At 55.7% G+C, this 19,983-nt stretch carries 14 protein-coding genes; 2 read left to right on the forward strand and 12 right to left on the reverse strand.

What is annotated here, in order from left to right:
• Positions 1–113: 113 nt before the first annotated feature.
• Complete coding sequence (locus tag E1H13_RS16945; protein WP_169614817.1) at positions 114–752, forward strand: response regulator transcription factor; 639 nt, start codon at positions 114–116, stop codon at positions 750–752.
• Between the two features lie 229 nt (positions 753–981).
• Here the strand turns inward: E1H13_RS16945 and nadB are convergent, their stop codons facing one another.
• The 9 genes from nadB to E1H13_RS16990 form a co-directional block, all read right to left on the reverse strand.
• Positions 982–2,682 (reverse strand): L-aspartate oxidase, encoded by a 1,701-nt coding sequence (gene nadB, locus E1H13_RS16950; protein ID WP_206070625.1) that lies wholly within the window; start codon positions 2,680–2,682, stop codon positions 982–984.
• A 128-nt stretch (positions 2,683–2,810) separates the two neighbouring features.
• Positions 2,811–3,242, reverse strand: a complete 432-nt coding sequence (gene psbU, locus E1H13_RS16955; RefSeq protein ID WP_169614819.1) for a photosystem II complex extrinsic protein PsbU — start codon at positions 3,240–3,242, stop codon at positions 2,811–2,813.
• A 194-nt stretch (positions 3,243–3,436) separates the two neighbouring features.
• Complete coding sequence (locus tag E1H13_RS16960) at positions 3,437–5,836, reverse strand: phosphoketolase family protein (RefSeq protein ID WP_169614821.1); 2,400 nt, start codon at positions 5,834–5,836, stop codon at positions 3,437–3,439.
• A gap of 776 nt (positions 5,837–6,612) precedes the next feature.
• A complete protein-coding gene (recA, locus tag E1H13_RS16965; protein ID WP_169614823.1) occupies positions 6,613–7,659 on the reverse strand; it encodes a recombinase RecA in 1,047 nt (348 codons plus the stop codon).
• A 382-nt stretch (positions 7,660–8,041) separates the two neighbouring features.
• A complete protein-coding gene (locus tag E1H13_RS16970) occupies positions 8,042–9,742 on the reverse strand; it encodes a ShlB/FhaC/HecB family hemolysin secretion/activation protein (RefSeq protein WP_169614825.1) in 1,701 nt (566 codons plus the stop codon).
• 399 nt (positions 9,743–10,141) lie between these two features.
• Complete coding sequence (locus E1H13_RS16975) at positions 10,142–12,676, reverse strand: choice-of-anchor Q domain-containing protein (protein ID WP_169614827.1); 2,535 nt, start codon at positions 12,674–12,676, stop codon at positions 10,142–10,144.
• A gap of 235 nt (positions 12,677–12,911) precedes the next feature.
• Positions 12,912–13,301: a RidA family protein gene (locus E1H13_RS16980; protein WP_169614829.1), complete on the reverse strand. Its 390-nt coding sequence runs from the start codon at positions 13,299–13,301 to the stop codon at positions 12,912–12,914.
• A gap of 191 nt (positions 13,302–13,492) precedes the next feature.
• Positions 13,493–13,945: an NUDIX hydrolase gene (locus E1H13_RS16985; protein ID WP_169614831.1), complete on the reverse strand. Its 453-nt coding sequence runs from the start codon at positions 13,943–13,945 to the stop codon at positions 13,493–13,495.
• 3 nt (positions 13,946–13,948) lie between these two features.
• Positions 13,949–14,701: a dienelactone hydrolase family protein gene (locus E1H13_RS16990; protein WP_169614833.1), complete on the reverse strand. Its 753-nt coding sequence runs from the start codon at positions 14,699–14,701 to the stop codon at positions 13,949–13,951.
• A 245-nt stretch (positions 14,702–14,946) separates the two neighbouring features.
• On the opposite strand from E1H13_RS16990, the gene E1H13_RS16995 reads away from it, so the two are divergent.
• A complete protein-coding gene (locus E1H13_RS16995; protein WP_169614835.1) occupies positions 14,947–15,933 on the forward strand; it encodes a GntR family transcriptional regulator in 987 nt (328 codons plus the stop codon).
• A gap of 3 nt (positions 15,934–15,936) precedes the next feature.
• On the opposite strand, the gene E1H13_RS17000 is transcribed toward E1H13_RS16995, so the two are convergent.
• From E1H13_RS17000 to ileS, 3 genes are all read right to left on the reverse strand, one after another.
• A complete protein-coding gene (locus tag E1H13_RS17000; RefSeq protein ID WP_169614837.1) occupies positions 15,937–16,320 on the reverse strand; it encodes a DUF302 domain-containing protein in 384 nt (127 codons plus the stop codon).
• Positions 16,321–16,495: 175 nt separating this feature from the next.
• Positions 16,496–16,726: a hypothetical protein gene (locus E1H13_RS17005; RefSeq protein ID WP_169614839.1), complete on the reverse strand. Its 231-nt coding sequence runs from the start codon at positions 16,724–16,726 to the stop codon at positions 16,496–16,498.
• A gap of 115 nt (positions 16,727–16,841) precedes the next feature.
• Positions 16,842–19,721 carry an isoleucine--tRNA ligase gene (ileS, locus tag E1H13_RS17010; protein ID WP_169614841.1) on the reverse strand — a complete coding sequence of 960 codons (2,880 nt, stop codon included), beginning with the start codon at positions 19,719–19,721 and terminating at the stop codon, positions 16,842–16,844.
• Positions 19,722–19,983 lie beyond the last annotated feature (262 nt).

The following is a 19,983-nucleotide window of genomic DNA, read 5'->3' on the forward strand; positions in this document are numbered from 1 at the left end:
CTTATGTTACACCGTTTTCTGGTTTCCCTAGCGGCTGTCCTTAGCGCCTCTTGTTTCTGCCTGTAGGCCCTGGCCTATGGCCCATGTCCTGACTATCGTTGAAGCCTTGAACCATGAGCACAGTCCTAATTGTTGATGATGACCAGATTCTACAGATGGCCCTCACCCGCCGGCTAAAGACCCAAGGATTTGAGGTGATCAATGCCTTGTCGGGCCAAGAAGCCCTTACCCTGCTCAGTCGACAACCAGCCGATGTGGTGGTTTCCGATGTGGTGATGCCAGAAATGAGTGGGTTTGAGTTTTGCCATCAACTGCGATCTAGACCAGGGGGCGACATCATCCCGTTTATTTTTTTGTCCAGTCAAGGGGATGTGGATAACCGGGTCAAAGGCCACCTGATTGGAGCCGATGACTATTTGGTGAAACCGTTTCATGCCAAGGAGCTGATCGCGAAAGTCAAGGGGGCGATCGCCCGTTCCCAGCGGCTGTATGAGGCGATGACCCAATCTCGCCCACCCGCCCCATCAACCCCTCCCCCATTGCCCCTCACCCCAGCCGAAGAAAAGGTATTTTGGGAAGTGGTGCAGGGGTTTACCAACAAACAGATTGGTGAGCACCTGTTTATCAGCCCCCGGACAGTCCAAACCCATCTCAGCAATATGCTGGCCAAGCTGAAGCTGGAAAATCGCTCTCAGCTGGTGCGCTTTGCCTTTGAGCAGGGGTACCAGCCGCCAAAAGAGTCGGAGGCATAGTGTTCTGTCAAGCCAGAAGTGACGGGTCAGCAGGGTTCACGGTATACGGTGCAAGGTCTATGGATCGCCTTAAACCGCACACCATAAACCGTGAACCCTAAGTCACATCTGTCGTCATTATTTTTTTGACTGACTAATAGTACTTCACGACAGAAATGACTCACCTACTTCCGTCAGCCCAAACTTCTGTCTAGGGCGGGATTCTCTTTCTGCCTGCTGCCTTCTTGTACTAGTCGACCCTGGCCCGCCGCCATCCCTGGTGCTGATCCACCAGGGTGTGGGCCTGCCAGTCAGCAGCGGTAGCTGGAAAGTCACTACGGTAATGGCCGCCCCGACTCTCCGTACGGAAGGCGGCGCTGCGGAGGATCAAGTCGGCAATGTCGTAGAGGTTGCGTAGTTCGCCCCAGGCGCGCATTTGCTCGTGGCTGAGGGGGCAGGGGCAGGGGCAGGCTACCCCTGGAACTAGTGCCTTAACCCACTGACTGAGAGGGCTGGCTTGGGCCTGCTGCTGCCAGGCCACTACGGTGGCGATCGCCTCCTCCAGCCCCTGTTGATGGCGACTAATGGCGGCCCGCTCCCACATTAGCTGGGTCAGGTGGTGCCGCTGGCGCTGCATCGCCTCCAGGCTGTGATCCGTCCAGCCATGGGGATTGGGCCAGCCAAGGGGATTGGGCAGAACCTCTGGAATCAAAGGTTTATAGGGGTGGGGCTTCACCAACCCTGGCTGCAGGGGTAAGTGGGCCAGTTCCGCCCCATACACCAGACATTCCAGCAGAGAATTGCTGGCTAGGCGGTTGGCTCCATGGACGCCAGTACTGGCATTTTCCCCCACTGCATAGAGGCGGGGGATGGTCGTCTGGCTGTGCAGGTCAGTGGTAATGCCCCCCATCCAGTAGTGGGCGGCGGGGGAAACGGGCACCAATTGGGTCAGGGGGTCGCAGCCCCAGGTGCGACACACCTTGATGATGTTGGGAAAGCGGTACTGTAGCCGATCGGTGGGGATGGGGCGCATGTCCAGCCAGACATGGGCTTTCCCCGTGCGCTGCAAGTGATGGAAAATGGCGCGGCTGACCACATCCCGGGGGGCCAGCTCGCCATCGGGATGATAGGCTTTGGCGAAGCGATCGCCGTCGTCGTCCACCAGATGTGCCCCTTCCCCTCGTACCGCTTCACTAATGAGAAACGGCGGTGCTCCGGGCTGGGTCAGACAGGTGGGGTGAAACTGGACAAATTCCAAATCCCGCAACTGACCGCCCGCCCGCCAGGCCATCGCTACCCCATCGCCAGTGCTAGCGGCCGGGTTGGTGGTGTGCACATAAACTTGGCCACCACCGCCGGTAGCCAGCACCGTCGCCTGGGCCGATATCCACTGCAACTGACCTTGATCAGCCACCAAGGCCCCTTGACATTGCCCCTGGTGCAACCACAAATCAATGGCAAAGGCCCCTTCTAAAACCGTTATGTTAGGCCGTTGTAAGACGGCCTCTGCCAAAATAGACACCACTGCCCGGCCCGTGGTGTCAGCGGCATGCAAAACCCGACGACGAGAATGGGCCGCCTCCAGGGTCATGGCCAACTGGCCAGCATTGCGGTCAAAGGCCACTCCCAGGTCGACCAATCGTTCAATGCAGGGGGCGGCATGGGCAACCAGGTGATCAACGGCAGCGCGATCGCACAACCCCGCTCCCGCTCGCATGGTGTCTTCTCGATGCAACTTAACTGAGTCATCGGCAGCTAGGGCGGCGGCAATTCCCCCCTGAGCCCAATCGCTGGCTGATAGGGACAGGTTGTCTTTGGTGATCAGCCCGATGCGCCATTGGGATGGAATCGACAGGGTGGCATAGAGCCCCGCTGCCCCACCCCCGATTACGAGTACATCAAAGTCATAGGGCGGGGGGACAGCCCCCTGAGCTCGGTTGATCTGGGTCAAACCCCCCTCCTAAAAACTAGAGAAGCCCTCCCTAGCAATGATCCCCTTGTCCGGGACATTGATAGGGAGAGCCTGGGACTAGTGCTATCTGCCGTCACCGCCAGTGAAGGTAGTGATCGGTTCATCCCTTACTTGTAGACACCATTATTAAAGCGATCGGCTCCTTGTACCAAGGCGGGATCCGGTTCGGTGACCGCAAAGTTATCCAAGTTTGCTTTCAAAATATCCAATTGCTGCTGGCTTAACCCCGGCAGATCTAGCACCGCTTCGACGCTATCGTAGGGGGCATTCAACAAAATTTTGCGGGCCAGGGTAGGGTATAGCCCTGGATATTTTCTAAAGCTCTGAACGTTGGCGTTGTTCAGATCTAGCTTGGCACCGTAGGCTGTACCGAGCTTAGCATCAACCGCATTTTCAGGGATGTCTTCTGCAATGTATGCCATGTCTGACACCCGAATGGCACCTAGGGAAGCAGCGGTAGCTGGTTGAGCTACCCCAACACTGCCCCACAGCCCAATGAGCAAGCTAATTCCAACGAGTAGACCAACCAGTCGTTTCATCTACCTAAATCCTCTCCTACTAAATCGAATTCTATACACAGCATTTCTAAGAGCCTACCATTTTCCATCCGCTTATCGGTGTTTGGCCTGGGGATGTCATGTCTGTTCTCAGGGTTTGCCTAAGCCAATGCTGTATTTAGTAAAGCATCCGTTCTAGTTGCCTGCCAACGGTAGCAGGACAAGGTGGAGCTCGATCAATAGGGCCAGGTCCAATGGACAATATCATCTGGATCGCGCCCCTCTTGGTGGGCATAGGTCAGGCATTCGATGATTTTGTTTTTCATCCGTTCCTTCACATGGCCCGCCGCAGAACCCAGCTTGGGCACCCGGTCAATCACATCAATCACCAGGTTAAACCGGTCAATCTCATTGTTGATCGCCAGTTCCAGAGGGGTATTGATGTTGCCCTGTTCCTTATAGCCCCGCACGTGAATCCGTTCTTGCTTTGAACGACGGTACACCAGCTTGTGAATCAACCAGGGATAACCATGGAAGTTAAAGATTACTGGCTTATCTTTGGTGAACAGGGAGTCAAAGTCGCGATCGCTGAGCCCGTGGGGATGCTCTCCTTCTGAGATCAGGGTAAATAAATCTACCACGTTAATAAATCGCACCTTCAGGTAGGGGAACTCTTCCCGCAGAATGGCCGTGGCTGCCAGGGACTCTTTTGTGGTGATGTCACCACAGCAGGCCATAATCACATCAGGGATATCGGGTTCGGTGCCACAGTCGTCATTACTGGCCCAGTCCCAAATGCCGATACCCTTGGTGCAGTGTTTGACCGCCTCATCCATAGGCAGGTACTGCAAGTGGTTTTGCTTATCCGACACGATTACGTTGATGTAGTCCACACTGCGGAAGCAGTGGTCGGCTACCGACAGTAGGCAGTTGGCATCGGGGGGAAAGTAGACCCGCACCACGTCGGGGCTTTTATTAGTGACCAGGTCCACATAGCCCGGATCTTGGTGGCTAAAGCCGTTGTGGTCTTGTCGCCAGACCAAAGAGGACAGCAGAATATTCAGCGAAGACACTGACCGCCGCCAGGGCACGTGGTTTTTGCAGATATCCAGCCACTTGGCATGCTGGTTAAACATGGAGTCCACCACGTGGGCAAAGGCTTCGTAGGTGTGAAATAGTCCATGACGACCGGTGAGCAAGTAGCCCTCAAGCCACCCCTGTAGGGTGTGTTCGCTTAACATTTCCATTACCCGACCGTCCCGTGATAGCTGGCTACCGTCCAGGTCTTCGGGTAGGAAGTCGGCCATCCATACCTTTTTGGTCACCTCATACACCGGGTGCAGTCGGTTGGAGGCAGTTTCGTCAGGCCCCATCAGCCGAAAGTTTTTTGGGTTATCGCGCATGATCTCACGCATCAAGATGCCCAGGGCCTTGGTGTTTTCAAACTCCACCGTGCCATGTTTGGACACCTCAATGGCATAGTCCCGAAAATCCGGCATGTTTAACGCTTTGCGCACCAGTCCCCCATTGGCATGGGGGTTGGCGCTCATGCGTCGGTGGCCGCTGGGAGCCAGCTCCTTCAGTTCTGGAATCAGGGTGCCGTTTTCATCGAACAACTCCTCTGGTTTATAGCTGCGCATCCAGGCTTCTAGCTTTTTCAGGTGGTCTGGGTTGCTGTGCATGCCGCCCATGGGGACCTGGTGCGCCCGCCAGAATCCTTCTACTTTGTGGCCATCGACTTCTTGAGGGCCAGTCCAACCCTTAGGGGTGCGTAGCACAATCATCGGCCAACGGGGACGCTCCACATGACCGCTAATGCGAGCTTCCCGCTGCACAGTCTTGATCTGTAAAACACATTCTTCCATCACTGCGGCCATGCGCTGGTGCATCTCATCTGGGTCGTGGCCTTCCACAAAATAGGGGGTATAGCCATAGCCCCGGAATAGGGCCTCGAGTTCCTCATGGGAAATGCGAGCCAGAATTGTAGGGTTAGCAATCTTGTAGCCGTTCAGATTGAGAATGGGCAACACGGCCCCATCCCGAACTGGGTTAATAAATTTATTGGAATGCCAGGCGGTGGCGAGAGGCCCGGTTTCGGCTTCACCGTCCCCCACCACACAGGCTACGATCAGGTCTGGGTTGTCTAGTACCGCCCCAAAGGAATGGGAGAGACAATAGCCTAACTCCCCCCCTTCATGGATAGATCCTGGGGTTTCAGGGGTGACGTGGCTACCGATGTGCCCAGGGAAGGAAAATTGCTTGAAGAACCGCCGCATCCCTTCGGCATCTTCGCTCTTGTCGGGGTAGATTTCAGAATAGGTACCTTCTAAATAAACTGGTCCCAGTACTCCCGGGGCACCGTGACCTGGCCCAGCCACAAAGACCATATCCAGATCGTACTTCTTAATCAGCCGGTTGCAGTGGATATAGGTGAAGCTGAGGGCGGGGGAGGCTCCCCAGTGCCCCAAAAGCCGATATTTAACATGCTCGGCTAGCAGGGGTTCCCGCAGCAGCGGGTTGTCCCGCAGGTAAATCATCCCTACTGCCAAATAGTGACAGGCCCGCCAGTAGGCGTGCATTTTACGCAGCTCTTCAGGACTAAGAGGCTCAGTTTTGGAAGGGGTTGCAACTACCATAGGATTATAGACTTCTGGGTAAAGTGCTGGTATGAACAGTAGTTCGGCCAAATCAGTAGGCAAAACCATCTAAGGGTTGACATCAGGTTTCTCTACTGCTGAAGTAAAAAGCATTAAAGCAATAGAAACCTGTCTAGGATTGCGATCACCAATCATTGCTATTGAAGCAATCAATGGAACAATGAAAACTTATCAGACCACTTTTAAGGCAGGATTATGCTCCTTATAGAAGCGTTAAGGCATTATAGAAGCGTTAAGGCATTATAGAAACGTTAAGGCATTGCCGCAGGCCCTTAAAGCCATTGGTTTCTGGGATTTGCGAATCTTGTAACTTTGATCACTAACGATTTCTAACGTTTATTTTTGTAAGGTTCCAGCTAATAACGTCAGAATAACGTCATTCGTCGGTTTTCAGAGTTAGATTCAGATTGATTTAAGAAAGTCGCAGTCAAATTCACCGTAGTCCCGACAACATCTAGCTATTATTCAAACGTGGGATTTCACAGATTTTTGTCAATTCTGAACATCTATAAAAGATACCAGTAGCAAAATAAACCAAATCCAAGTCTAGATCTGGAATTCTGCCTGTGGAAAAACTCCAGATCCCGAGCTGGACTTGATATAGATGCCAGTATCTACTGATGCCAGCCTCAACTCCATTGGTTGTTACCCTGGGGCTGGCTGGCAAAAATATGACCACCGCTGCTGAGGGTGTCGGGTGTCAGGTGTCAGGAATGGTTGGCCGACTTAGGCCTCAAAGTAGGAGGGTTCTGGTATCAAGTGTCCGGCTTTTGTTCGCCTTCGACCTCTAGGGCAGCACTGTTAATCGCCAGCTTCTGCCGCACCTGGGCCTCTACCTGAGTGGTAAAGGCGGCATCCTCTAGCAGTCGCTGGATGGTGTTGTCGCGACCCTGACCAATATTGTCGCCATCGTAGCTGTACCAGGCCCCTTTGCGCACAATCACGCCAGTTTGCTCGGCTAAGTCAACCAGGCAACCCAGGGTAGAGATGCCCTGGCCAAATAGGATGTCAAACTCGGCGATTCGGAACGGGGGGGCTACCTTATTTTTAGCCACCTTGACTTTGGCTCGAATACCGAACTCTTCGGTTCCTTTTTTCAGGGTCTGAATGCGGCGAATGTCGAGCCGCACAGAGGCATAGAACTTGAGGGCGTTGCCGCCAGTGGTTACTTCCGGGTTGCCATAGGAAATACCGATTTTCTGGCGCAGCTGGTTTAGAAAGATCACCGTACACTGGGATTTACCAATACTGCCGGTAATTTTGCGCAGGGCTTGGCTCATCAGGCGGGCTTGCAACCCCACATGGGCATCCCCCATTTCCCCTTCAATTTCGGCCCGGGGTACCAGGGCGGCCACCGAATCGACCACCACCAGGTCAACGGCGGCAGAGCGCACCAGTTGGTCCACCACCTCCAGACCCATTTCCCCGGTATCTGGCTGAGACACCAATAACTCGTCAATATCGACCCCCAGGGCCTTGGCGTATACCGGGTCCAGGGCATGTTCGGCATCCACAAAGGCTGCGACGCCTCCCGCCTTTTGCACTTCGGCCAGGGCGTGTAGGGCTACGGTGGTCTTGCCAGAGCTTTCGGGGCCGTAGATCTCGATCACGCGACCTTTGGGCAGGCCGCCCCCCAAGGCCAAATCCAGGGTGAGGGCCCCGGTGGAAATGGTTTCCACTTTCATGCGGCTGGCATCCCCCAGGCGCATGATCGAGCCCTTACCAAAGTTGCGCTCGATCTGAGTTAGCACCATGGAAAGGGCTTTTTGTTTTTCCGTCGCGTCTTTACCTTGAGATGCCATAGCTGCCTGGACGTAATGGGATAAAAAGTCAGTAAAACAAACCTACTGGGTTTAGTAAACCCTAGTTTGCAACCTCCACTACTCTATTGGGGCCGAACCCGATCGCGGCAGCCGGGGGTAGGCGACGGCCGGAATAGGTGTAGGCCAAGATGGCGCTCAGTGGGGACATGCTCTAGAGCAGCGATCGATCACAGGACTGTTGTTCAACAATCGCTGGGGTCTATGGGCAGCGGTCCAGTATGCCAAGATCCCAGGGGTCTTGGACTAATTGGTCATGAATTTCGGGGCATCCCAGGGCTTTGCCCTAGGATTTATACCGGCATTCTAGCTCCTGGCTACTGGCATTGCGATTAGCACAATATCTCGCCAGACGGCAACCTCGCTAGAAAAAGGCTTGCAGATTAAAGTACACCCGTGGGGAGTTATTACTGAGTCCTGTATCTGTTTTACTCAACGGCACGGCTAACTCTAGTTCCCCCAATAGCCGTTGTTCGAATTGATGACGAACCCCTACCCCCACGGAACTAAGCGCATCAGAAGCATTTTCAGCAGCGGTTGGGGTATAGCGAAAGACCTGGCCATAGTCTAAAAACAGGTGGGGCTGAGTCACCATATCCCCCAAGCCCGCGACCGTGTAGCTAATGGGGCGCTGCAACTCTAGCCTTAGCCCGTAGCCTGCGTCCCCCAGCAGTTGGGATGGCACAAAGGCGCGGCCATAGCGACTGCCCCCTAAGCCAAATTGCTCCGGCACCAACAGGCTGGTGGTAGCCACTTGCCCGATCGCCCCCGCTTCTAGGGCAAACCCAGCAGGCAGTTGCTGGCGGCGGGTGACTTCTGCCTTGAGGCTAGTAAAGCCAGTACTGCCCTGGGCTCGCGATAGCGGGCGATCGGGCGCCCCGCTGCTGCCCCCCAGCCCCTGGGATAGGACGAGCCGCCCTAGGGTTAGGCCGCTGGCATCCTGGCGATCGCCTTGCAGGCCAACCCGTGCCACCCGGAGCCGATCCTGGCTGAGAATGGCCGGAGCCCCGGTGAAGGTGCTCTGGGTGGTGCTACTGATGGCCTCTAGACTACCCCACAGCGATAGGTTCTGCTGCCGCGATCGCTGGAGCGGATATATTGCCGCCAGCTCAGCACTATAGCTTTCGCCATCAACCCCAAAGGCTTGCAGCTCGCCCCCTGGTTCCACGGTTGTATAGCTAAATGTGGCGCCCAACTGAAGGCCGTCATCCCCAACCGGGTAGCGCACCCCGGCGGCCAAACTCCCCAACTGACTGAAGTTCTGGGGGGTGATGGTCCCGGTCAAGCTAAGTAACTCCCCCTCACCTAACAACGAGTTGAGGAAAACACCCCCCTGCACCCGCAGTGGCCCAGTGGTGTTACTGCCTCGATTATTGATGCCAAGGGTAGCGTTGACCGGCGCATAGGTGGGACTCAGGACTAAACGAGTCGCCCCGGTCACACTCCCAGGTCCCAGGGTGCTTTTTAGGGTGACTCCAGCCAGATCATTAATCAACAGCAGGTAGCGCTCTAAGGGATCGCTGTTTAGGGGAGCATCCCCTTCCAGGCGTCTGGCATACCTCAAGACTCGTCGTTGCAACCGAGGCGACAGCCGCTCCTGAGCGGCATCATCTAGTTCAACGGATTCGATATAGCCCTCAATGGCTTGCAAACGCACCTGCCCTGCTTCAACGGTTTGGGCTGGAACCACAACCCTGGACAACAAGTAACCATCTTCGCGATAGAGAGCGGTTAAGTCATTGGCGATCGCATAGAGGTCCGCCAGGCTAATCTCTATGCCCAACAGCGGTTCAAACAGTTCTGCGATCTCAGCCTCGTCGTAGACGGTGATGCCTTCTACCGTAAGTTGCTCTAAAACAAACAGTTGCTCGTCTGCTCCTGCCGGAGGTTCGAGGTCCTCGGTTTCAGGAATCACAATATCAGCTGCGGGGTCAGGGGGCGTCACTGGCGGTATATCTTGCTCAATTCGGCTTGGGTCATCCGTGGAAGGCAACATTGGTTGCGCTTCAACGGATAGGGGGAATAGCAGCGGAATTAGACCCAGCAAAAAATAGGGTAAACGCATAGGTAAAACCTTATAAAGGAATGAAATTACAAATTCAAAATCAGTGTCAACTTAGGTTGGAAGTTCTGGTTGACCCTGAATTCAGGAGTCAGAACTCAGGATTCGGGAGTCAGGAGTCAGAACTCAGGAGTCAGGAGTCAGGAGTCAGGAGTCCCGTAGGTTGGGTGGCGCGCTAGCAGAACCCAACAAGGCTAACTCCTGTTGGGTTCCACTGCGTTTCACCCAACCTACAAGCTTGCGATTGACAGACCACTAGTGGTCTGAGGCAGAAGTGACTCACCTATTTCCGTAAGCCCAAACCTGTGCTTATAGCCGGATTTCCTTTCTGCCTGCTGCGCACGGGCTACGCCCTACTGCCTTCTGCCTTCTTACTTCTGCCTTGCTGCCCTAGTCCGGCCCTTATAAATCCGGTAATAACCTTGGCAGTTGATCAGAATAATGGGCGTTTTGACCGCTGATGCCACACCAGGCTGTTGCATCCACGTCTTCCCCTTCAATCTCTAGGATTTCAGGTAAAGCCTCTGGATCTTGACACCATAGCAGGATCTCCTCAGTGCCCTGGGTTAACACGCTTGCCGCTGCTTGTCTCACTTGATCGGCAGTACCAGAGGGTTGAGACGGATCAGGCAACGGGTCGCCGGGTTGGGGATCACCGGGTTGAGGCTCTTCCGGCCGGGGATCCTCAGGCTGAGGCTCTTCCGGCGAGATGGGTTGCACCTCGAAGGCCCCAATATCTGGAGTGTCACCTCTGGGGAGACCCCGTTGGTCTGTGGCGGCACTGGTGCTGCCAGCATTGACAGCCGGGCTTTCGGCCAAAAGCGCATGGGTTGGTGTAGGGCCACCATTGTCGGCTAGGGGACCAAGGCCAGGATTAGTGCTGATGATGTCATTGGTGTCGGCACTAAAGTTGTTGATGCCATTACCGCTGCCTACAAGGTTATGGCCCAAACTGACAAAGGTGTTATTGCTGATATCACCATCGACAATATCTACATCACTGTCGGAATTATTACTAATAATGGTATTGCTGACCCGAGTAAATGTATTGTCCTCAGTAATGCCGCGACTAGCAACCCCGCCACCATTACCTGCAGGGGCAGAGTTTTCTGTGATTGTACTATCTTGAATGACGACCAGCCCGCGACGGGTATAAACCCCACCGCCTGTGTTAGCTGCATTACCAGAAATGGTAGAGTTTCTGATGACTGTTTCTGCGCCACTGATATTGCTAAAAATACCACCACCGCTTCCAGAAGTGTTATTCGATAAAGTGCTCTGGTCTACGGTAAATGTGCCGCCCCAGTTGTAGATAGCGCCACCAAAGCTAGAATTGTTGTCAGACAATAAACTATTCTCTATGGTGACGGTGCTAAACCGACCGTAAATCCCACCACCATCTCTTGCCTGGTTGCCAGTTAATGTACTGTTACGCACCGTGACGTTATTGGCATCTCCTACAAAAATCCCGCCGCCGTCATTACCTTGCGCATTACCTGCTTGAATGCGCAGTTGCTCGAAGGTAACGTTTGATCCGTTATTCACACTAAAAACGCGATACTGACCTTCACCGCTAACAAGGGTATTCGTGTTGGCGTCAGCCCCTGGACCAGCCCCTCGCAAGGTTAAGTTTCGGTTGTTAATGGTTATCGTTGACCCTTCGGTAAAGAGTCCAGGAGCGATGCTAACTAATCCGCCGTCCTCAACTGCATTCACCCCTGCCTGAATGCTACCCCCAGGGTTTACGTTGACCACCGAGGAGGGATTGAATCCGTAGCCTTCCAGCTGAAACCGGGTATTCAAGGTTAGCTGGTCACCGTGGAGCCCATCAGCACGGGCATTGGCAATCGTGATCGGGGTTTGGTCACCAGACTGCAGGGACGAGTCAAGGGATAACTCACGCACCCGTAAAAAGCCATCTTCACTAATATCCAGACTTCCAGGTGCTGCCTCATGGCCCAAGTTAAGGGCTACGGTCATATCGGCTGCACCAGGGCCAACGCCACGAGGGGTGCCAACTTCACTGTCAATGAATAGCTCAGTCCCGGCTATGTCGAGGGTGCCACCGGTAGCCTCTAATTGACCAGCGACTCGCATGCGCCCCTGACCGCCCCGCAGGACGATGCGGCCATCCTGGTTTTCCACCTGCCGAGCCTGAATAATTCCATCGGTATTAATCACGTAATCGACAATGGCAGCTCCGGCTTCGGCAGAAAGCCAAACTTGGCCGCCGTCGGCGATAATCTCTCCGCCGTTTTCAATCAGGGCCAAAATTTCTGGATCATGAACCAGGGCTGGATCGACGGCCAGGCTGATCAGGCCATCGCCGTAGAAATCAACCGTGGCCTGGCTGCCAGAGGCCAGGTCAACTCGCCCTAAACGGGCTCGAATAACCCCCTGGTTAGCCACATGGGGGGCAACCAAAGCGGCATAACCGGCATCGCGAACCGTAATTTGCCCCCGGTTGATCACACTCCCAGGTGTATCTTGGCCTGCCTGTAAGCTCAAGGGCTGGCCCCCCATAAAGCCCACCTCATCCACCAGCAGGCTGGTACCTAACAGACCGCCGACGTCAATTTGAGCTGTTTCTGTGAACAAAATGCCGTTGGGGTTAACCAACATAATGTTGCCCACGGCGGTGATTTGACCAGCAATGTTGGAGGGGGTATCTCCGGTTACCCGGTTCAGGGTAGCGGCATCCACTGATGGCTGGCTAAAGTGCACCTGGTGTCCTGGGCCCAGATTAAAGCTATCCCAGTGCAGAATGGCGCGATCGCTACTTTGATTAATTTCTAAGTAATTTTCACTAACTGGATTAATAACTGCTTCACCCGCCACCACATTGCCCCCCGCAGGTAGGGCTTGGGCAGATAGCGGTAAGCAACTTAGGGCCAGAAGGCCAGTTGAGCCCCATAGCCAAACGCTTGTACGCAACATATACCGATCCTTAAACATCCTGTAGACAAAGCCCTCGCGCCTGCTGATAGGGCGCGATCGGCATCTTTCTAAAGCTACGTATAACTACAGAAGCAATCAGGCTATAGTTGGCTAAATTTATCTAAGCTTCAATCGATGACTGGGGATATAAGGCCTGAATTAAATCTTTGAACCATGATGGACTTTTGCCCAACGCTGACATCAGTTTCTGTGCTTATTGATACAGCACGTCGATTTATAAAGCCGCAATACATTCAATTTCAACAGCCACATCCTTGGGTAGGCGCGACACTTCCACACAAGCCCGAGCAGGGGCATTGTCACCGCCAAAGTATTTGCCATAGACAGTGTTAACGGTGCCAAAGTCGTTCATGTCTTTGAGAAACACCGAAGTTTTTACCACATGGTCAAGGCTGGCGCCAGCCGCCTCCAGGATGGCTTTCAAGTTAGCGATCACCTGCTCGGTTTGGGCGGCGACATCCCCCTGTCCCACCAGATCCCCTGTGGTGGGGTCCAGGGCAATTTGGCCAGCCACAAAGATCAGCTGTCCAGTGACGGCGACAGCCTGGTTGTAGGGGCCGACGGGGGCGGGAGCTTGGTTGGTGTTGATGATTGTGCGTTCCATGGATGGGTGGGGGTGATGGGTGGATGGGGAGGTGATGGGGTGATGGGGAGGTGGGGTGATGGGGAGGTGGGGAGGTGATGGGGTGGATGGGTGGATGGGTGGATGCGTAGGGGCGGACCTATGTGTCCGCCCTGGTGGGGGAATGGGGAAGAGGAGAATTTTGAATTTTCTGTCTTCTGCCTTCTGCCTTCCTACCCTGGTGGCCAGTCGATGCCAAAGCGGGGGCGCTGGTGGTAAAACCGGTAATGCCAATAATCGCGCAAAATGCGATCGTGATCAAAGCAGAGCGCTGTGGGAATTTCCCAGGGATGATAGGCTCTGGCAGATTTGGCGTCGTCGGCAGCGACGGGATCAGCGGTGGCAGTGGCTAGAAACACGACGCTCAGGGTATGTTTGCGCGGGTCGCGGCGGGGGTCAGAGTAGACGGCTAGTTGCTCCACCAGGGTGACCGTGAGACTGGTCTCTTCGTGGGCTTCCCGGCAGGCGGCGGCTTCGACCGACTCGCCGTAGTCCACAAAACCACCGGGTAAGGCCCAGCCCAAAGGAGGGTTGTGGCGCTCGATCAGCACGATCGGCCGATGGGGCTGGTGCAAGAGTTCGATAATTAAATCGACTGTAGGGGCAGGGTTGCGGTACTCGACCATGGGCTAGGCAGCGTCCTGGGTCAGGGTATCTTTGAACAGCTGCATAACCTTGTCCCAGGCGTCGCCAGCGGCTTCGGCGTTGTAGCTGTAACGCTGGTCGCAGAAAAAGCCATGGGTGGCCCCAGTGTAGCGAAAGATTTTGTGGGGGATTTGGCAGTGGGTGAGGGCGGCCTCGATTTGATCCACCTCCTCTAGGGGAATGAGGGGGTCTTCGGTACCGAAGAAGCCATACAGAGTACCGGTGATTTTCGGGGTGAGGCAGACGGTGGGGGGGCCACCGCCGGGGGTACTGGAGGTGAGGCCAGCCCCATAAAAACAGGCGGTGGCCTTAACCTGGGGCAGGGTGGCCGCTAGGTAGGCCACATGCCCGCCAAAGCAGAAGCCAATACAGCCGACGCCAGTTTGGGCCACATTGGGTCGGCTGTAAAGGAAGTCGATCGCCCCCTGGACATCACTGAGGAGCTCACTGGCTTTGGTGCCCATTTTGTACTGACGACCCAGGTCAAGATCGGCTTCGCTGTAGCCCACTTCAAACCCAGGGGCCTGGCGGTGGTAAATATGGGGGGCGATCGCCACGTAGCCTGCGGCAGCAATGCGCTCGGTCACTTCGCGGATGTGGCTGTTGACCCCAAACACTTCTTGCAATACCACTACACCGCCAAAGGGGCCATCCCGAGAGGGCTCAACCAGGTAAGCGGGAATGTTCTGCTGATCGCTAATAATGGTTACGGTTTCACTACGGACAAGGGAGGTCATAGTCACTAGGACACGCTTATCGAGATGGGCTTCATCCCTTTTACCTTACCGTTGTGGTTGGTGGAATTGTCAAAATTTATTGCGTGGCTCCCAGCTGGCCCGCTTTGATCCGACGACTTTTGGCAATTCGTCCTAAATTAACAGTACAACAGGGGTAGTTAACCAGGGAATACTAGGATAATAGTGTCCTAGGCTGATTCCATCGGCAAAACAGTGGTACGCGATCGCAGCCTGGAGGTAGTTTGGTGGTGCAATTTCATATTCAGCCCGATAGCGAGATTCCGGCCTCGACCCAGCTTTATGATCAGATTTGGTTTGCCATCGCCTCGCGCCAATATCCCCCCGGCTATCGGCTGCCCAGTACTCGGCAGCTGGCCATGCACACGGGCCTGCATCGCAACACCATTAGCAAGGTGTACCGCCAGCTAGAGGAGGCTGGCGTGGTGGAAGCGATCCCAGGTTCTGGCATTTATGTGCGTGAGCAAAGCGCCTCTGAAAGCGCTCGTCCCCAGTCCACCCTGTGGAACGAGTTTCCCCAGGCGCGGGAGGTGGTGGAAAATGGCCTGGATGAGCTGCTACGCCAGGGGTGTTCCCTGAACCAGGCACGGGAGTTGTTTTTGGCCGAAATCGACTGGCGGCTACGCTGTAGTGCCCGGGTGCTAGTGACGACCCCCAGGCAGGACATTGGGGCCGGGGAATTGATGGTGCGGGAGCTGGAAAAGGCGTTGAAAATCCCGGTGCAATTGGTGCCCCTGGAGGAATTAGAGACCATTCTGTCGCAAACGCGATCAGGCACGGTGGTCACCAGCCGGTACTTTATTAGCGAAGCGGAGGCGATCGCCGCCCCCAAAGCCGTGCGGGTGATCCCCGTGGATATCTATGACTACAAGAAAGAGCTGGGCCTGCTCAATGACCTGCCTAAGGGCACCTGTCTGGGTATGGTCAGCCTCAGTTCTGGCATTTTGCGGGCGGCAGAGGTGATTAGCTACAGCCTGCGAGGGGACGAGATTTTGCTGATGACCGCCCAAACCGATGATGCCTACAAGCTCAATGCTGTGGTTCACAGTGCCCAGACGATTGTGGTGTTTGACGAAACCAGTTTGCCGACTGTGAAGCAAGCGATCGCCGAAGCCAGAGAAGACCTGATTCGTGCTCCCCAGCTAATCGTCTGTGATAACTACATCGGCGACAAATCAATCAACCTGTTGAAACGAGAGCTGGGCCTGGATTAATGGCTACTTGGCATCATCCACCATCTGGATGGTCTTGGCTTCCACCGCAGCAGCCACTTCAGCCAAGGCCGGGTCGCTGGACAGGGAGGCCAGCATGGGGGCCGGTTTGATTAGGCCAAGCTTGGTTTTTCCATTTTCGGTAAACACAGAGATGCGGCAGGGAAGAGCCATATTCAGCCGCATATCCGCCGCCAGCACCTTAGCGGCCTGCCCTGGGTTGCAGACTTCAAACACCTGACACTGTTCCGGAAAGTCATGCCCCTTACTGCGCAGGGTGTTACCCAGGTCATGGACGTGCAACACCCCAAAGCCATGGTGCTGCACCGCCGTCGCCAAGTCAGCGGTGGCTTGCTCAAAAGACTTTTCGCTGTCAACGATGTAGTACATACTTAACTCTTCTTAACTATATATGAGTATATGGAAATATAGAGATAAATGCAAGGTGGTTTGCATGAGAGGTAGGTATTCCCAGCGTATTCCTTGACGCAGGACATCGGCCAGGAGTAGACCTCAGCGCTCGGTTATGTCCTAGCTTAGACAAGCTCGGGGTAGAGAGAAAGGCTTAGGCTGACAGCCAGAGCTTAACCAAAAACGCCGTAGCATTAATCACCAGAGCCACCGTCGCCGAAATCAACAGGGCAAAGGCCAACTGCACCACCCAGCGCATACCCTGCTCATAGTTGTCCAGGCGCTGGTTAAACTGGCCCAGGCCATCGGTGAGCTGGTCGATGGCCTGGGCATTTTTTTCGACCAGGGCTTCTATGCGGTCCAGGCGATCGTTGCTGGTAGTCATGGGCGTTGGGGATGGCGTGGATGGGTGAATGGGCGGTGGGTGAGCTTACGTCGAGCATAGCCCTCGGCACTGGCGATCGCCCAATATGTGGCCAGCAGCCGGTTGTCCTAAGTCGCTAGAAGGTACCGGCCAGGGCAGCCACACAGCGATCGCAGATAGCTGGATGCTCGCTACTTTCCCCCACATGGGTGGAGTAGTTCCAGCAGCGATCGCACTTCTGCCCCTCGGCGTCCACCACCCCCACCCCCAGGGTCTCCGACTGGCTGTGGTACTTGAGGTCCGCCAGGGGAGCGGGGGTATCCAGCAGGTCCACCTGGGAGACCAGGAACAGGTAGCGCAGCTCATCCACATGGTTGCCGTCTGGCGCCACCGCATCCGTGGGGTTCATGGCCGCGAGTTGCGATCGCAGCTCTGCATCCGCCACATACAGCAGCGCCTTGGCCTCCAGGGAGGAGCCAATATCCTTAGCACTGCGGGCCTGTTCTAGCACCTTATTCACCTCCTGGCGGATGGTACGTAGCTGGCTCCAGCGCTCCACCAGCTGGGGCTGCTGCCACTGGGCATCGAGCTGGGCCCAGCCAGCCTGGAACACCGACTGGCTAGGGACGGGGTAGGGTAGGTTTTGCCAGATGTCTTCGGCCATGTGGCAGAGGACGGGGGCAATTACCTTAGCCAGGTTTTCAATGGCGATGGCCAGCACCGTCTGGCAACTGCGGCGGCGGGGCGAGTCGGCGTCGCTGATGTACAGCCGATCCTTGGCAATATCCAAATAGAAGTTGGACAGGTCCACGACACAGAAATTTTGCACCGTCTGGAAGAACCGGAAAAACTGGTAGGTCTCGAAGGCGTCATTAATTTCGGCAAACACCTCGGTGATGCGGTGCAGCATGTACCGATCCAGCTCCGGCAGCTGATCGTAGGGCACCGCATTCTGGGCCGGGTCAAAGTCATGGAGGTTCCCCAGCAGGAAGCGGGCGGTGTTGCGAATCTTGCGGTACACATCCGCCATCTGCTTCAGAATGGTGCTCCCCAGGGGCACATCCGAGGAATAGTCCACCGACGACACCCACAGCCGCAGCACATCGGCTCCATAGGGGGGCTCCTGCTTTTGGTTTTTGCCGCCGTTGATCACAATCGCCGGGTCCACCACATTCCCCACCGACTTGCTCATTTTGCGGCCCTGTTCATCCAGGGTAAAGCCGTGGGTGAGCACGGTTTTGTAGGGGGCCTGGCCATTCACCGCCACGCTGGTCAGCAGACTGGACTGGAACCAGCCCCGGTGCTGGTCCGACCCTTCCAGGTACATGTCCACCGGGTAGTGGAGGGCGTCCCGCTGCTGGGCCACCGCCGCCCAAGAGGAGCCCGAGTCAAACCACACATCCATGGTGTCGGTGCCCTTGCGGTAGGTGCGACCGTTGCTGCGGTAGGGTTCGGGCAGCAGCTCTGCCTCCGACAGTTCCCACCAGGCGTCGGAACCCTTTTCGGCAAAGATCCCCTTGATGTGGGTTAGGGTGGCTTCGTTCAGCAGGGGTTCGCCGGTTTCGTCGTCGTAGAATACCGGGATCGGCAGGCCCCAGGTGCGCTGGCGGGAAATACACCAGTCCGAGCGATCGCCCACCATGGCGGTAATCCGGTTCTCTCCCTGGGCCGGAATCCACTGCACTGCTTTGATGGCGTTCAGGGCCTGTTCCCGGAAGCCTTCGACGGAGGCAAACCATTGTTCCGTCGCCCGATAGATGGTGGGCTTTTTGGTGCGCCAGTCATAGGGGTACTTGTGCACATAGGGCTCTTGCTTCAGCAGCGCCCCTGCCTGTTCCAGGGCCTCGATCACCGCTGGATTGGCATCCTTCAGTACGTTCAGCCCGGCAAAGGGACCGGCCTCTTCGGTCATGTCCCCCTTTTCATCCACCGGACAAAGCACTGGCAAGCCATAGCGCTGTCCCACCTTAAAGTCTTCTTCCCCATGGCCGGGGGCGGTGTGCACCAGGCCGGTGCCCGACTCGGTGGTCACATAGTCGCCGCCAATCAGAATCGGGCTTTGGCGATCGAATAGGGGATGGCGATAGGTGGAATGCTCTAGATCGGCCCCCTTTAGTTCAGCTTTGATCGTTAGCTCAGAACCTAGGACAGCCGCCATGCGATCGCGCAGATCCTTAGCGATGATCAAATACTTAAACGGCTGGCCCGAGGTCACCTCCACCACCGCATAGGTCAGCTCCGGGTTCACCGCTACCCCCAGGTTAGCCGGAATCGTCCAAGGGGTCGTCGTCCAGATCGCCACCCCCAGCTCACCCAGGTAAGGCTCCAGGGCCTGGGCCGTGGGCGCGGCCCCCACCATGGGAAACGCCGCATAGATACTGGGGGACGTATGCCCTTCCGGATATTCCAGCTCCGCCTCCGCCAGGGCCGTTTGGGAACTGGGGCTCCAGTGCACCGACTTCAGCCCTCGGTAGATGTAGCCCTTCAGATACATTTGACCAAACACGTCAATTTGGGCCGCCTCGTACTCAGGGGTCAGGGTCAGGTAGGGGGTCTCCCAATCTCCCCAAACCCCGTAGCGTTTAAAGCTTTCCCGCTGGCGATCCACGGTTTTCAGGGCAAAGGCCCGGGCCTTGTAGCGCAGCTTAATCGGCGTCAGGTTAGCCCTGGCCTCGGCATCCATTGCCTGGAGAACTTTCAGCTCAATGGGCAGACCGTGGCAATCCCAACCAGGCACATAGCGCACCCGGCGACCCTGCAGCAGCTGATACTTATTAATAATGTCCTTCAGGATTTTGTTGAGGGCATGACCAATGTGCAGGTCGCCGTTGGCATAGGGCGGCCCATCATGGAGCACAAACACCTTCCCAGGGTTGGTGGCCGCCAGGGTTTCGTAAATTTGGTTCTCGGCCCAAAACTGCTGTAGCTCTGGCTCGCGCTGGGTGGCGTTAGCCCGCATGTCAAAACGGGTCTGGGGCAGCAGAACGGTGTCTTTGTAGCTTTTAGTGTCAGTCACAGCCGGAGTTTGCCTAAAGGGTAAGAATGGCCCCCGCCATTATCTGAGAAAGCCCAGGTCAATTCAACCGCTGAGGGTTGGCCTAGTATCGGGGGCGCGGTTAACCATCATCTATATAGGGTAGGCCAGGACCCATGCAATTGTAGAGCCCACTTTCACCCGAGATCAAAGCGCAGCAATCGGGTCGTCTGCTGGGGCTTTACTAAGAAACCTTATGCAGGTCTTCTACCCAGCCAAGTACCCCCCACAATAAAGACACCTG

The sequence above is a fragment of the Nodosilinea sp. P-1105 genome (genome assembly GCF_012911975.1).
In the GTDB taxonomy this organism is placed as follows: domain Bacteria; phylum Cyanobacteriota; class Cyanobacteriia; order Phormidesmidales; family Phormidesmidaceae; genus Nodosilinea.

What these genes read in the sequence shown, in the direction of transcription:
- E1H13_RS16945 (WP_169614817.1), top strand. Translation starts at nt 114, where the DNA reads ATGAGCACAGTCCTAATTGTTGATGATGACCAGATTCTACAGATGGCC.
- psbU (WP_169614819.1), bottom strand. Translation starts at nt 3,242, where the DNA reads ATGAAACGACTGGTTGGTCTACTCGTTGGAATTAGCTTGCTCATTGGG.
- E1H13_RS16960 (WP_169614821.1), bottom strand. Translation starts at nt 5,836, where the DNA reads ATGGTAGTTGCAACCCCTTCCAAAACTGAGCCTCTTAGTCCTGAAGAG.
- recA (WP_169614823.1), bottom strand. Translation starts at nt 7,659, where the DNA reads ATGGCATCTCAAGGTAAAGACGCGACGGAAAAACAAAAAGCCCTTTCC.
- E1H13_RS16970 (WP_169614825.1), bottom strand. Translation starts at nt 9,742, where the DNA reads ATGCGTTTACCCTATTTTTTGCTGGGTCTAATTCCGCTGCTATTCCCC.
- E1H13_RS16975 (WP_169614827.1), bottom strand. Translation starts at nt 12,676, where the DNA reads ATGTTGCGTACAAGCGTTTGGCTATGGGGCTCAACTGGCCTTCTGGCC.
- E1H13_RS16980 (WP_169614829.1), bottom strand. Translation starts at nt 13,301, where the DNA reads ATGGAACGCACAATCATCAACACCAACCAAGCTCCCGCCCCCGTCGGC.
- E1H13_RS16985 (WP_169614831.1), bottom strand. Translation starts at nt 13,945, where the DNA reads ATGGTCGAGTACCGCAACCCTGCCCCTACAGTCGATTTAATTATCGAA.
- E1H13_RS16990 (WP_169614833.1), bottom strand. Translation starts at nt 14,701, where the DNA reads ATGACCTCCCTTGTCCGTAGTGAAACCGTAACCATTATTAGCGATCAG.
- E1H13_RS17000 (WP_169614837.1), bottom strand. Translation starts at nt 16,320, where the DNA reads ATGTACTACATCGTTGACAGCGAAAAGTCTTTTGAGCAAGCCACCGCT.
- E1H13_RS17005 (WP_169614839.1), bottom strand. Translation starts at nt 16,726, where the DNA reads ATGACTACCAGCAACGATCGCCTGGACCGCATAGAAGCCCTGGTCGAA.